This window comes from Streptomyces sp. NPDC101165 (assembly GCF_044768135.1).
GTDB lineage: Bacteria > Actinomycetota > Actinomycetes > Streptomycetales > Streptomycetaceae > Streptomyces.
Map to the genome: position 1 here is coordinate 354,994 of NZ_JBIWPG010000003.1, position 13,593 is coordinate 368,586.

Annotated in this window: 11 protein-coding genes and 1 riboswitch; of the genes, 5 read left to right on the forward strand and 6 right to left on the reverse strand. The window is 73.0% G+C overall.

The window, feature by feature from the left end:
* The first annotated feature begins 23 nt into the window (after nucleotides 1-23).
* Nucleotides 24-1,121: a hypothetical protein gene (locus tag ACIRVH_RS08220; protein WP_403949503.1), complete on the forward strand. Its 1,098-nt coding sequence runs from the start codon at nucleotides 24-26 to the stop codon at nucleotides 1,119-1,121.
* 339 nt (nucleotides 1,122-1,460) lie between these two features.
* Here the strand turns inward: ACIRVH_RS08220 and ACIRVH_RS08225 are convergent, their stop codons facing one another.
* From ACIRVH_RS08225 to ACIRVH_RS08235, 3 genes are read right to left on the reverse strand one after another with little or no spacing between them, the layout of a single operon-like run.
* Complete coding sequence (locus ACIRVH_RS08225; RefSeq protein ID WP_403949506.1) at nucleotides 1,461-2,156, reverse strand: 2-phosphosulfolactate phosphatase; 696 nt, start codon at nucleotides 2,154-2,156, stop codon at nucleotides 1,461-1,463.
* A 40-nt stretch (nucleotides 2,157-2,196) separates the two neighbouring features.
* Nucleotides 2,197-2,484, reverse strand: a complete 288-nt coding sequence (locus tag ACIRVH_RS08230; RefSeq protein WP_403949508.1) for a YkvA family protein — start codon at nucleotides 2,482-2,484, stop codon at nucleotides 2,197-2,199.
* Between the two features lie 22 nt (nucleotides 2,485-2,506).
* Nucleotides 2,507-3,688 (reverse strand): hypothetical protein, encoded by a 1,182-nt coding sequence (locus ACIRVH_RS08235; protein WP_403949510.1) that lies wholly within the window; start codon nucleotides 3,686-3,688, stop codon nucleotides 2,507-2,509.
* Between the two features lie 365 nt (nucleotides 3,689-4,053).
* Here ACIRVH_RS08235 and ACIRVH_RS08240 point away from each other — a divergent pair, with 365 nt between their 5' ends.
* Together ACIRVH_RS08240 and ACIRVH_RS08245 are read left to right on the forward strand one after the other, a co-directional pair.
* Nucleotides 4,054-4,431 carry a PadR family transcriptional regulator gene (locus ACIRVH_RS08240; protein ID WP_403949948.1) on the forward strand — a complete coding sequence of 126 codons (378 nt, stop codon included), beginning with the start codon at nucleotides 4,054-4,056 and terminating at the stop codon, nucleotides 4,429-4,431.
* Nucleotides 4,428-5,444, forward strand: coding sequence for a hypothetical protein (locus tag ACIRVH_RS08245; protein WP_403949512.1), 1,017 nt, complete (start codon nucleotides 4,428-4,430; stop codon nucleotides 5,442-5,444). The genes ACIRVH_RS08240 and ACIRVH_RS08245 overlap by 4 nt, the downstream gene beginning before the upstream one ends.
* Nucleotides 5,445-5,459: 15 nt before the next feature.
* Here the strand turns inward: ACIRVH_RS08245 and ACIRVH_RS08250 are convergent, their stop codons facing one another.
* A complete protein-coding gene (locus tag ACIRVH_RS08250; RefSeq protein WP_403949515.1) occupies nucleotides 5,460-6,425 on the reverse strand; it encodes a DUF1152 domain-containing protein in 966 nt (321 codons plus the stop codon).
* A gap of 73 nt (nucleotides 6,426-6,498) precedes the next feature.
* A complete protein-coding gene (locus ACIRVH_RS08255; RefSeq protein WP_403949516.1) occupies nucleotides 6,499-7,863 on the reverse strand; it encodes an FAD-dependent oxidoreductase in 1,365 nt (454 codons plus the stop codon).
* A 167-nt stretch (nucleotides 7,864-8,030) separates the two neighbouring features.
* On the opposite strand from ACIRVH_RS08255, the gene ACIRVH_RS08260 reads away from it, so the two are divergent.
* A complete protein-coding gene (locus ACIRVH_RS08260) occupies nucleotides 8,031-9,092 on the forward strand; it encodes an NAD-dependent epimerase/dehydratase family protein (RefSeq protein ID WP_403949518.1) in 1,062 nt (353 codons plus the stop codon).
* Nucleotides 9,093-9,111: 19 nt separating this feature from the next.
* On the opposite strand, the gene ACIRVH_RS08265 is transcribed toward ACIRVH_RS08260, so the two are convergent.
* Complete coding sequence (locus ACIRVH_RS08265) at nucleotides 9,112-11,037, reverse strand: NlpC/P60 family protein (RefSeq protein WP_403949520.1); 1,926 nt, start codon at nucleotides 11,035-11,037, stop codon at nucleotides 9,112-9,114.
* Nucleotides 11,038-11,047: 10 nt separating this feature from the next.
* Nucleotides 11,048-11,219, reverse strand: a riboswitch (cyclic di-AMP (ydaO/yuaA leader).
* A 330-nt stretch (nucleotides 11,220-11,549) separates the two neighbouring features.
* Here ACIRVH_RS08265 and ACIRVH_RS08270 point away from each other — a divergent pair.
* Nucleotides 11,550-13,535 carry a DUF1996 domain-containing protein gene (locus ACIRVH_RS08270; protein WP_403949951.1) on the forward strand — a complete coding sequence of 662 codons (1,986 nt, stop codon included), beginning with the start codon at nucleotides 11,550-11,552 and terminating at the stop codon, nucleotides 13,533-13,535.
* Nucleotides 13,536-13,593: the final 58 nt, after the last annotated feature.

The following is a 13,593-nucleotide window of genomic DNA, read 5'->3' on the forward strand; positions in this document are numbered from 1 at the left end:
CGCACCCTTCCTCTGGAGCCCAGATGACCAGCTCTCCGTCGCCCCGTCCCGACGAATCCTCCGGAATATCCCCCGCTCCGGCCGCCACCGGGGTCGCCACAGCGTCCCCGGACCCCGACCCCTGGCCCGAGCTGCTCCTGGGGAGCAGCCCCGAGGCCCCGCGTGAGGAGGACCCCTACGGCGATCCCCTGCGCGGTCTGGTCCGCGCGGCTGTCGCCGACCGCCCCCTGGAGGACGTCGTCCGGCTCATCACCCTGCTGGAACGCCGGCCCGAGCACGCCCGGACCACCGCCGAAGCGCTGCGCGCCGCCGGTGTCGGCCGGTCCGTGGAGGACGTCACCCGCCTGGTCACCCTTCTCACCCGGCCGCCGCGCACCAGCGGCAGTGCCGACGAGGCGATCCGCGCCGCCGTCGAGTGCCGCCCGCTGGAGGAGGTCACCCGGCTGATGGAACTGCTGCGCCATACCCCCGTGGAGCCCCGCTGCGTGCGTGCCGCGGTCGAGGCGGTGGCCGTCGGTCGCCCCGTCGAGGAACTCGCCGAGCTGATCGCCCACCTCGCCGCCGAGCGGCCCGCGCACGGGACGGCGCTGCCCGCGCCGATGGTCCGGGAGGCGGTCACGGAGCCTGTCGACATGCAGCCCGCCACCGCCGTTCCGGCACCGGACGAGGCCGCCCCGAAGCCTCGGCAGACCGGCGAGCGCACTGCGGACGGCGCGTCTCCCAAGGCGCCTCTGCGGCTGGCCCGCGTCGCCGCTCTGGTGGTGTTGCTCTGCGGCGCGGCCCATGCGCCGCGCTACTGGGAGGGCCTGTCCCAACCCGTCCTGCAGGCGACCCTGGCCGTCTCGGGGCTCTGCCTCCTGCTGGCTCTCGCGCTGCCGACGCGGCTGGTACCGGTCCGGCTGGCCGCGGCCACCGTGACGCTGTTGGTCACGGCCGCGCTCGCCGCGGTGCAGGTACTCGGTGGCACCCTCGGCCACCAGGATCGGACCTGGCTCCGGTCCGCACTCCTGGCCTCGCCGTGGCTCGCGGGTACGGCGGCAGCGGCGGCCGCGGTCGCGGCGCTGACGGTGCTGCTCGCCACGCTCGTGATGACTGACGACCGCAATGCGGAGGAGTGTTGATCGAGGCCGCTGTGGCTGTGCGAAGGGGTGTTGGGGCCGGCCGCGGTGGCTGTGCCTGGGGGGGCGGTCAGGCCGCTGTGGCTGTGCAGGGGCGTGTTGGGCCCCGCCGTCGTGGCTGTGCTGACGGGTGGCGGGTCAGGTCGTCGTGGCCGAGCGGTGGGGTGTTGAGCCCGGCCGTCGTACCCGCGCCGACGGGTTTCGGAGCGGGCCGCCCTTGTCGCTCCGACGGGTGTCGGAGCGGGCCGCCCCAGCCGCGCCGACGGTGGCTGACCGGGCTGCCGTACCCGTGCCGACGGCTGTCGGATCGGGCCGCCGCAGCCGCGTGGGACCGGCGCCCGGTCAGGCCTGCGCACCCACGTCCACCGGCCGCAGCACCAGACGGCCGTCCATGCGGGTCGCCGTCATGGCGAACGGGAACGTGTTCGCCTCCAGGCACATCGGAACGTCCTCGGGGTGGACACCCTCCCAGCCGAGCCGTACGCCCTTCGCGAGCCGGGCGGCGGCGTCGGAGTGCCGGGCCCGGTCCAGGTAGGGCGCGGGATCGGCGGTGGGCGAGTCGGTGCGGGCCGCGATGTACTGGGCGCAGGCCAGGTCCTCCTCGGCCCGTCCGCCGTCCCCGGTGACGACGAAGGTCACCGTGTCCGGCCGGGCGCGCCGCAGCACCTCGGCGGTCGCCCCGGCCACCAGGAAGCTCGCGCACAGCAGCAGCCGCGCGTCCGCGACCGCCAGCGCTCCGGCCGTACCGGCGGTGGTCTTCTGCACGACCGTACGACCCCGCACGTCGAGCGAGCGCAGCCGGGCGGGCGAGTTGGCCAGGTCGAACCCCGGCACCGGCGGACCGTCCTGAAAGGCCAGCCAGCCCGGGTGGCGGGCCTTCAGCTCCAGGGCCTCCTCCTGTGTACCGGCGAAGACGATCTTCTCCGCGCCGCGCCGGAACGCCCAGGCGGCGACGGTGAACGCGCGCATCACGTCGACGACCACGGCGACGTCGGGTGAGGCCGGCCGATCGGGGATCCCGGTGAACGTGGGCTGCATCGCTCCATGATGCGGCAACCTGCCCTCGCGCAGCGGAAGTTCAGTACTCCGTGGGTCCGGGCGGCAGCGTGCGGGCGGTGCGCAGGCTGCGCAACGCGAGGAGCAGGACGGCGATGTCGTCCAGGTAGACCGGGTCGGGCAGCAGGTCGGTGGGCAGCACCAGATACAGGATCGCGCCCCAGAACACCCAGCGCGGCCCCGTGGGCAGCCCGGCCCGCTGCAGGGTCCGCCGGGCGCGCACCAGCCGTACCAGCAGCCAGACGGCCACGCCGAGCAGCAGCGCCGCGACGACGCCGACGATCACCAGCAGGGTCGTCGTGGAATCCATGCGGCCTCCTGTCCCTCCTGGCTCACGCCGGGTCGGTGGTGTCCGTGCCGTCCCCACCGGGGGAGGCGTCCGGGCGCGAACCCTTCGTGCTGAACTTCAGCCGTTCGAAGGTCCGTGTCAACTGCTGCAGCGCGGAGGGCGTCCGGTCGCCGGGCCGCTCCTGCCGGTGGGGCAAGCTGTGCGGGACGGGCGCGTCGCGGTACGCGGCCAGGGCCTGGTGGGCCTGCTCGGCGGCCTCCCGGTACAGGTCCCGGGACTTCGTCATGGCCTCCAGCGCCTCGGCGTACATGGCGACCAGCCGCCGTTCGCGCTCCAGCTCCTCCTGGAGGGACAGCAGGGTCCAGTGGTCGCGCAGGTCGGCCAGCGCCTCAGCGGCGCCCTGCGGCAGGGGTCGGGGCAGGGCGGCGAAGTGCCGCAGGGCCGCGACGAGTTCGGCCGGCTCGGAGCCGTCGAGGAAGACGGTGCGCACGCTGTGTTCCCGGCGGTCGTAGCCCTTCGGCGCGGGGTCCGGGGGCAGCAGTACGGCGCCGCCGCGCGGCACCTCGACGCCGAGGTCCTTCAGCGCCCAGTTGACGGCGCGCAGCTGCTGCGGCGCGGCCCGGTGCTCCAGCACGCGGTGCCGCAGTCCGGGCGGCAGCAGCCGGGCCAGCGGCAGCCGGCCGCGCTCGTCCGGGGTCATCGCCTCGTGCACCACGAGGTTCACGCACCACGCCTCTCGGGCCGCGTCCCGCAGCCGGCGCCGCATCTCCTTGTCGTCCTCGGGGAGCGCGTTCACCTGCCGGAAGCGCAGGCCCGCCACGGTGGGGTGGTGGTCCCAGGCGCCGTCGGCGCCCTCCGCCGGTCCGGCCTCGGGCCAGAACAGCGTCGCCGGCGAGGGCCACGCCTCGTCCCAGGGACGCTCCGCCTCCGCGACGAGCGTCCACTGCCGCTCCTCGGGCCGGCCCTGCAGGGGTACGAGGGTGAGCCGGGCCCGCACGGTCGTGGTGCCGTCGGCCCGCCAGCGCGCCTCGAAGATCCGTTCGGGGGAGTCCTCGGGGGATTCCCCGGTCACCGGGGGCTCGGCGAAGTCGTCGACGTCCCCGTTCTCCTTGTGCCGACGCAGGGTGCGGCGGACGACGTCCTCGGTGTCGGGACCGGTGTGGCGGCCGCGGGCCGCCCAGAGGGTCTGCGGGATGGTGGCGCGGTCGGTGGCGGAGTTCGACATGGGCCAATCTGCTGATGGGGGCAGGTGCGCGTTCCAGTATCACCGCCCGGGCACGGTACCCGCCGGGCGGGGTCCGGAGGCGGCGCGCCGCCGCGGCCCCGCGCCCCGCGAACGGGGTGCGCGCCCCGCACCCGGGGTACGCGCCGCACACATCACGTGACCGCTGTTCACACGTCCCCGGACCGTCCTGCGGTACCGAAAACTGTCCGTCGAACGGGGTCCGCCCTCCCATCCGCTTAGGGGTAGGCCCCGTTCACCATGTGCGGCGAGCCCGTCGGGTCTCGCGCAGGGCGGCCACGCCCGTCGACCCGTGGCTCGATATATATCGGCTGCCGATATATTCTGCTCGCATGGCATCGAGGAACATGACCCGAGCGGCGTTCTTCGTCCTCACGGCGCTGGCCGACCAGCCGCGGCACGGCTACGGCATCCTGCGCGAGGTCGAGGAGCTGTCCGACGGGGAGGTGCAGTTGCGGGTCGGCACCCTCTACGGGGTACTGGACCGGCTGACCGCCGACGGACTGATCGTGCTGGACCGGGAGGAGGTGCAGCAGGGCCGCCTGCGGCGCTACTACCGGCTCACCGAGGACGGAGTGGCGGCCCTCGACGCGGAGGCGGAGCGCATGGCCGCCGGCGCCGGGGCCGCCAAGCGGCGCATCGCCGAGGGCCGCCGGGCCACCGCACCGGCCGACACCGCCCCCCACCCCCCCACGGCACCCGGACTCGCGGGAGGCTTCGCATGACCACGCTCCTGGAATCCCGCTACCGCACCGTCCTGCGCCTGCTCCCCGCCTACTACCGGCGTGAACGGGAGGAGGAGATGGTCGAGACGTACCTGTGGGACGTCGACCGCGACACACAGGACCAGAGCCGGCCCACCCCGGGCGAGGTGGCGAGCATCGCGGCCCTCGCCGTGCGCAGCCGGCTGGGAGCGCCCGGGGCGCCGCGCCGCTACGTCCTGCTCGGCTCGACCGTCCGGCTCTTCGCGCTGTTCGCCGTGCTGATCCAGGCGGCCGCGGGGGTCGTCGAGCTGGTCCTCGAACTGACCTGGGCCGTCGGCCGGGGCGGCTCGGGGCGGCACCTGTTCCTGTCGCAGTTCACCGACCAGGGGCTGCTCACCGCGGTGGTCACCGCCGCCCAGTGGACCCTTCCGCTGCTGTGGACGGTCGCGTACTTCGCCCTCCTCCACGACCGCCGTCGCCTCGCCCGCACGGCCGCGCTGTGCGCCGCGCTGCCCACCCTCTGGCCGCTGCTCGGCCCGCTGACGGGCGCCATGGTCCCCGCGGACCCGGCGTTCGCCGCCTCCTTCGGGCTCCTGGCCTGGCTGCCGGCGCTCGCGCTCTGCGCCTCCCATCACCGGGACGCACCACCGGCCCGGCTCCCTGTCGGCACCCCCGGGCTGGTCTTCATGACCGCCTGTGTGGTGATGGGGGCGTCCGTCGTGGTGCTGCCCGCCCTGCCCGACCTGGCGTGGGCCCCCGCGAGCTGTTTCGTCGTGGGCGCGCTCGGCTGGCTCCTGTGGCAGACCCGGAGCGGTGACCGTACGACGCCAGGCGGCGCGCTCGCCCTGGCCGCTCTCGGACTGCTGATCCTGGCTGTCCGGGTCGCGGCTCTCTACCCCTGGCTGCAGCTGCCCGTGCCCGGCGCCTACCTCGGCGGCGGTCTCGTGCAGACGGCCGCGCTCGCCCTGCTGACCGTGACGCTCGCGGTGGTCGGCCGCCGGGACCTGGTCGCGGCCGAGCCCGGCCTGTCGTGACCGGCGCGCCCCGGCTCAGTGCGGGAACGCCCGGGGCGCCCGCTGACGCGGCAGCTCCTCACGGAACCCGGCGATCACCGAGCTGATCTGCCGCATCAGCATCGTGCCCTCCAGCCGGTCGAGGTAGAGGTTCGCACGGGCCAGCGCGGGCAGGTCCACGCAGAAGTAGAGGGACATCAGCGGGTTGACGAACAGCTCGCTGTCCCGCGTGCGCTCGGTGAACCGCACGTCGCCGAAATCCCCGCGCACGGCGGCCGCGACCGAGCCGTGGACGATGCTGGGGTAGCTCTCGTGGCACTGCTGAGCATGCGCGACCGCGTCGAGATAGAGCGAGCCCTCCTCGCTCTCCCTGGGGAGCGAGAACGCCCCCAGATAGGCGCCCTCGCGGTCCAGGGCGGCCAGGTTCTCCAGGAACAGGGAGTGGTTGACGCCGTGGTAGGCGTCCACCCCGAAACCCAGGCAGGCCACGAGCCGGTGCGGGACCTCGTCGAGACCGGCGACGGCGGCCAGGCTCGCCATGTCCTCCTCCGGCGTGCCGAGCCCGTGCTCGTCCCCGCGCATCAGGATGTCGGTACCGCCGTCCACCAGCACGACGGCGTCCACGCCGCCCAGATGATCGAGGAGCGCCCGGTAGGCGGCGCGCAGCGGCTCGACGCCCGTACGGGGAAACGCGTACACGGTGTCGGGCATCCCCTGTTCCCCGAGCCACCGGGCGAGCGCGCGCTCGGGGAAGTAGTCGCCGCGCAGCGGGGTGTCCGGGCGGACTTCGGCGACGTCCTCCGCCACCCAGGCGTCCAGGCTCAGGCCGTACAGGGCGGAGAAGGACAGGTTGGCCAGGTGGACCTCCGCACCGGCCGACCGCAGTGCGAACGCCAGGGGCAGTCCGGCGTAGACGTCGAAACCGCCGCCCGCACCGGCGACGAGGACCCGGCGCGCCTCGCGCAGGCGGGTGAAGAGGAGGGGCTCACGCAGGGAGAACACCTCAGGACCCTAACAGGGGCCCTGGGAGGCCTCGTTGGACTCGTTCCCGAAGCCTCCCAGGTGCTCCCGGGAATCAGGCTCCGCTCTCCCGGAGCATGTCCTCGCGCTCGACGATCTTCACGCGCCCGCGGCCCTGCGGCTCGCCCAGCGCCCGCTCGGCGGCGTCCAGCTTGTACCAGCCCTCCCAGGTGGTGAAGCGGATCTCGCGCTCGGCGAGGAACGCGTCCACGGACTCCGGCGCGGGGGAGTCCGGGGTGTGCAGACGGCCGTTCGTGAAGTCGTCCAGCAGGTTGGACACGGTCTCGTTGGCGTCGCCCTTGGTGTGGCCGATCAGACCGACCGGACCGCGCCGGATCCAGCCGGTGACGTACGTCGACGGGAGGTGGTTGCCGCTCTCCTCGATGACCCGGCCGCCCTGGTCCGGGACCGTGCCGGACTCGATGTCCCACGGCAGCTTGGGCAGCTTGTCGGAGAGGTAGCCGACGGCGCGGTAGATCGCGGTGACGTCCCAGTCCTTGAACTCGCCGGTGCCCTTGACGTTGCCGGTGCCGTCGAGGGCGGTGCGCTCGGTGCGCAGGCCGACCACCCTGCCGTCCTCGCCGAGGATCTCCGAGGGCGACTCGAAGAAGTGCAGGAACAGCTTGTGCGGCCGGTCGCCGACGTCCCGGATCGCCCAGTTCTCCAGGGTCTTGGCGACCATGTCGGCCTGCTTGTTGCCGCGCCGGGTCTCGATCGAGCCCGCGTCGTAGTCGATGTCCTCGGGGTCGACGATGACCTCGATGTTGGGGGAGTGGTCCAGCTCGCGCAGCTCCATCGGGCTGAACTTGGCCTGCGCCGGGCCACGGCGGCCGAAGACGTGGATCTCCATGGCCTTGTTCGCCTTCAGGCCGTCGTAGACGTTCGCGGGTATCTCGGTCGGCAGCAGCTCGTCCGCCGTCTTGGCGAGGACCCGGGCCACGTCGAGCGCCACGTTGCCGACGCCGAGCACGGCGACCTTCTCGGCCGCCAGCGGCCAGGTGCGCGGCACGTCCGGGTGGCCGTCGTACCAGGACACGAAGTCGGCGGCGCCGTACGAGCCGTCCAGCTCGATGCCCGGGATCGGCAGATCCCGGTCGGCCGTCGCGCCCGTGGAGAAGATCACCGCGTCGTAGAAGGAACGCAGGTCGTCCAGGCTGATGTCGTTCGGGTAGTCGACGTTGCCGAACAGGCGGATCTGGGGCTTGTCGAGCACCTGGTGCAGGGCGGTGATGATGCCCTTGATGCGCGGGTGGTCGGGCGCCACGCCGTAGCGGATCAGACCGAACGGGGCGGGCATCCGCTCGAAGAGGTCGATGGAGACGCCGGGTTCGGCGGCCACCTCGGACTTGAGCAGGGCGTCGGCGGCGTAGATCCCGGCGGGGCCGGCTCCGACGATGGCTACCCGCAGGGGGCGCGGCATGATCAGTTCCCTTCGAGCGTGATCAGATACTCGAGTGGGAAGCCTAGGCTAAGGCAGACCTAAGTTAGTACACGGGTCCGGTCTATGACCTCATAAGTGGATCTTATGACTTCCCCAGGGGTCCCTTATGGGGGCGCCGGCCCGGGGCCTCTTGCGGAGGAGAGCGCGTGGGCGGACGCGGGGGGACGACCGTCGTGGTGACCGGCGGCAGCGGCTTCGTCGGCAGCCGTCTCGTACGGCGACTGCTGGAGCGTGGCTACCAGGTCCGCACCACTGTACGCAGCACCGCGAACGCGGCGAAGGTGCGGCCGCTGTGGGATATGCAGGAGGCGTTTCCGAACCAACTGACGGTGTTCGAGGCGGACTTGCTGAAGGAGGGTTCGTTCGACCAGGCGTTCCGTGGCTGCCCGGTGGTCTTCCATGTGGCCTCGCCGTTCCTCATGCCGGAGCGGATCAGCGACGCCCGGCGGGACGTGGTGGACCCGGCGCTGCTCGGCACCCGCAACGTGCTGGCGAGCATCGAGCGGACCCCGCAGGTCCGGACCCTTGTGTTCACCTCCACCGTGGGCGCGGTGTTCGGTGACTACGCGGACGTCCTGCACATGGACGGCCAGGTGCTGTCCGAGAGGTACTTCAACACCACCAGCACGGCGGAGAACAACCCCTACCACTACGCCAAGACCGTCGCCGAACGCGCGGCCTGGGACGCCGAGGCCGCACAGGGCCGCTGGCGCATGGTGTCCGTCAACCCCGGCCTGATACTGGGCCCGTCCCTCACCCCCGCCTCCGAGTCCGGCAGCCTCTTCCTCCTCGACGAGCTGTTCAAGGGCTACTTCTGCTACGGCGCCCCCGACTTCAGCTTCACCACGGTCGACGTACGGGACGTGGCCGACGCGCACATCGCGGCCGCCGAGAACCCCGGGGCCAAGGGCCGCTACATCGTGGCGGCCGAGACGATGACGTCGTTCCACGAGATGGCACGCATCATCCGCACCCGCCACCCCTACGACCCGCGCCTGCCGCGCACCGCGCTCCCGCACTGGCCGGTGCGCATCCTGGGCCCTTCCTTCGGCCTCACCCAGGACTACATACGCAAGCACCTCGGCATCCGCTTCCGCGTCGACAACCGCCGGGGCATCGACGAACTGGGGCTCACCTACCGGCCGGTGGCGGAGACCCTGCTCGACCACTACGAGAGCTGGCGCGCGCGACGCCGCCGACCGGGCTGAGTCGAGCCCGCCCGCCGCGTCACGCCGGCCGGATCACCCGGTGGATCGCCGCCTCCCCGGCCCCGTAGATCGACTCCTCGCAGATGTACGACCCCGGGCCCGGCGCGTGGATCATCATGCCGTTGCCGGTGTGCAGGCCCACATGCCGGTCGTCGTCGAAGAAGAGGACGAGGTCACCAGGTTCGAGAGCGGCCAGCGTGACCGGCGCGCCCCCGAGCGCCTGCTGGTGTGCGGCCCGCGGCAGCGTGACCCCGGCCGCCTTCCACGCCGCCTGGGTGAGGCTGGAGCAGTCGTACGAGTCCGGCCCCGTCGCACCCCACACACACGGCTTCCCGATCTGCGCCCGAGCGAAGGCGATCGCCTTCTCGGCGCGCAGGGCGCGGGGTGACTGCGGGGTGGGGGTGACTGGTGCGTACGAGCCGGTGTCGGTCGTGGTGGGGGTGGCGGTGATGGGCGAGGTGAAGGAGCCGGTGTCGGTGGGGAGGGGGGCGACTGCGGCTGGGGGCGGGCTGTAGGTGGCGGCGGGTGCGGTGAAGGAGCCGGTGTCGGTCGGGTGGGGCGCCGCGAAGGCCCCGGTGTCGACGGTGAGCGGCGCGGCGAAGGATCCGGTGTCGGCGATGGCGGGTGCGGCGAAGGATCCGGTGCCGGTCGGAAGGGGTGCGGTGAAAGCCCCGGTGCCGGCCGGGAGGGGGGCAGCGAAGGATCCGGTGTCGGTCGGGAGGGGCGCGGCGAAGGATCCGGTGTCGGCGATGGCGGGTGCGGCGAAGGATCCGGTGTCGGTCGGAAGGGGTGCGGTGAAAGCCCCGGTGCCGGCCGGGAGGGGCCCGGCGTAAGCCCCGGTGTCGACCGGAAGCGGTGCAGCGAAGGACCCCGTGTCGGTCGGAAGAGGTACGGCGAAAGCCCCGGTGTCGGCCGGAAGAGGCGCTGCGAAGGACCCTGTGTCGGCCGGGAGGCCCGCAGGCAGCGGTGTGGCGAAGGAGCCCGTGTCGGTGAGCGGGGCCGTCGCGGCCGGACGGCTGAAGGGCTCGGTACCGGCCGGAAGTGCGGCCGCTCCGAGTGCGCCGGCCGTCTCCTGCGCCGGGAACACGCCGGGTGCCGCCCACTGCGGTGGGCGCCACTGGTCCTCGGCCGGCTGCGGCGCCTGACCCGACGCGGTGCCCAGGGCGTCCGGCGCGGCGGCCGCGGCCCGCAGGGCGAGGCCGCGGGACAACACGTCCCGGGCCGCGGCGAGTTTGCGCCGGTTCTTCGCTTTGGACACCGCCGGGGCGGGCCGCCGGGACCCGGTGGCGGGGGCGGGCAGTGCCCGGGGCTCCTGCTGCGGGGTTGCCGGGGCGGCGGGAAGAGGCCATGCGGCTGTCTGCGCCGAGGTGCGGCCCGCCGGTTCCAGCATGGCCCGGCTCGGCAGCTCGGCAGCGGCCCGGCCGGGGAGTTCCAGGGCGGTGCGGTCGGCCGCTACTTCCATGACCCGGCTGGTCAGTTCGGGAAGGGCGCGGCTCGTCAGTTCGGGGACGGGCCGAGCGGTCGGTTCGGCGGCGGCCCCACTCGGCAGCTCCGGCAGCGCACGGGCGCCCGTCCGCCCCGAAGGGCCGACGGGCAACTCCGGCAGACCCCGCCCCGGTGTCTCCCGGTCACCACCGGTGCGATCGCCGCCGGCTCGGTCCGAGGAGCGGGCCGGGGTGGCCCGCCGGTCGGGTATCCGGTCCGTCGGCAGGACCGCGGGTACGGACGGGCCGAGCTTGGCCCGCGCCCCTTCGAACCACTCCTTGGCCACCTCGTCGAGGGCCGGATCCGAGCGCCGGTCCGGCCGCTTGGCCAGCGGAACACCACGAGTCCGTGTCGCCCCCGCCATGGCCCGTGTCGCGTTGAAGTTCCCCGTATCGGCCTCGGCCCGGTCGTAGAGGGAGTTGATCCGCTGCCGGACCTCGTCGCGGCTGTCCGTCGCCATGAAGGGACGCACTCCTTCCGTGCTCCGCCTACCGAGTCAGCTGTCGGGTTCGGGCGGTCGGTTCCGGAAGGCGTGCCCTACGGCCGTCGCCTGCAGAGGCGTTGGCCGATTCACCCCGAAGTCGGTCGGGTCCCCGGCTCCGGCTGCACTCCACGGTGCACCGGATTCGGCGGAGGCCACGCGGCCCGGCGCGGTTCGCCGGGGGAGCCGTGCGGCCTGGTCGTCAACCTAGCCAATTTGTGTGGCCCGTGTGAAGGTTGAAGTGCGTAATGTCCGATACGGATATGTGATGTTCGTCTTGCCATTCGAGATGACTCACCCTCTGGGTGGCGCGGTGCCTATGAGATTCTGATGAATTCTCGGGACGCCTGAACACTCGGGCGCTCGGATCCGTATGGGGCGGGGGATTTCCATGCGAGCCGCTCGACAGACTCAGAGGTACTTCCGTGGGACGCAACACGCGCAGACGCCCGACCCGTGCACGACGCGCGACCTTCGCAGCGGTCGCCCTGATGCTGGGCGGAGGCGGGCTCGTCGCGGCGAATGTCTACGCCTCGGCCACCGAGGGCACATGGGGCGGGGGCAGCGGCACCGACGCGACCGGTCAGGTCCGCTCCGCGGGCATGGCCACGATCGACTGCCCGGACGTCGGCAGCAAGCTGACGACGGTGCCGGACGGCGCACGTGAGGCCGTCGACCGCGAACTCGCCCAGCTGGACCAGCAGATCGCGGCCGCCTACCAGCAACTCCAGGCGTCGGCCGACTCCGTCCGCCAGGACCCCACGGCCGCGGACGAGCCCATCATGAACCCGCTGAAGGAGAAGCGGTCGGCCACGATCGAGCGGATCGCCGTCGCCATCGACCAGGTGGGTGACCGGCCCGAAGGACTGGAATCCCTGGCCGCCTGCACCCTGCGCCCCGCCCAGGACGGCGCGGGCGGCGACACCGGCAACGCCGGCCAGGGCAGCGCCGCCCCGAGCGACGGAGCCCAACAGGGCACCGGCCAGGGCCAGAACGGTGCCGGCCAGGGCGGCAACGGCCCTGTCGCCTCCGACTACGCGGACATCACCTCCGTACAGCCGAACGTGCCGAACCCGCCCCAGCAGGACGACGCCTCGCGCGGCACGTTCACCTCCGAGTGCGGTGTCAACGCAAACGGCCTGTTCAACTCCGACAACGTGATCGTCGCGCCCGGCGTCTCCAACGGCGCCCACCACTTCCACGACTACATCGGCAACCAGTCCAACAACGCCTTCGCCAGCGACGAGGACCTGGCCAAAGCCGAGACCAGCTGCGTGGACCAGGGCGACAAGTCCACGTACTACTGGCCGGTGCTGCGGCTGCAGAACGGCAAGCAGGAACAGGACGCCGGCTCCCCGGGCGGCGGCACCGAGGGCAACGCGGGCCAGATCGTCACGGCCAAGCAGGTGACGCTGACCTTCGTGGGCAGCCCGCGCGGCAAGGTCACCGAGATGCCGCGCCTGCTGCGCATCATCACCGGTGACGCCAAGGCCTTCGTCAACGGCCCCACCAACGCCAACGCCTCGTGGAGCTGCACCGGTTTCGAGGACCGGCAGCTGAAGGACAAGTACCCGCTGTGCCCGTCCGGCAGCGACGTGGTGCGCACCTTCCGCTTCCAGAGCTGCTGGGACGGCCGCAACATCGACAGCGCCAACCACCGCACCCACGTGGCCTTCGCCGGCCCCGACGGCTCCTGCCCCGAGGGCTTCCGGGCGATCCCGCAGCTGGTCCAGCGCATCGTCTACGACGTCGCCGCCCCGAGCCTGAACGACGGCGGGCGGACGGTGCCGTTGTTCGCGGTGGACTCCTTCCCCGAGCAGCTGCACAAGCCGGTCACCGACCACGGCGACTTCATCAACGTCTTCGACGAGGGCCTGATGCGCGAGATGGTCGACTGCATCAACTCCGGCCGGACCTGCGGAGCCCGTGGCGGTGACGACTCCGGTGCCACCACGGCCCCGAGCCCGAGCGACGACACCGGTGCGACGGACGCCCCGGGCACGGGCACCGGCGGCGCCACGGCCGAGCCTGCCACGAGCGCCCCGGCCGAGCCCGCCCCGGCCTCCTCCGACCCGACGCAGGAGCCCAGGACCTATACGACGACCTCGCCGGCGAACACCACCAAGCACGACAAGCCCGGCACGCACGACAGCCGGTCCTCCCAGCAGGACGGCCGGACCAAGCAGGACAGCGAGGGCAAGCAGACCGCTCCCGCGAAGGCCGACAAGGCTGCCTCGACCGCGCCGTCCGACTCGGGCGCCGGCGAGGTCGGCCAGGCCACCCAGACCCCTGCCGCCGGTCAGGCCGCCCAGTCCCCGGCCGCACAGGCGCAGCCGCCCGCCGACCGGACCGAACCCCAGGCGGTCCAGGGCGGCCTCGCCGAGACCGGCGCACACCTGTGGCCCGCGGCCATCGGCATGCTGCTCGCCCTGTCCGGCCTCGTCATGCTGCTTCGGGCCAAGCGTCTGCGGTACTGACGGCACGTCACGGAACGACGGAACGGCGGCCCCACCCTCCAGCGGTGCGGCCGCCGTT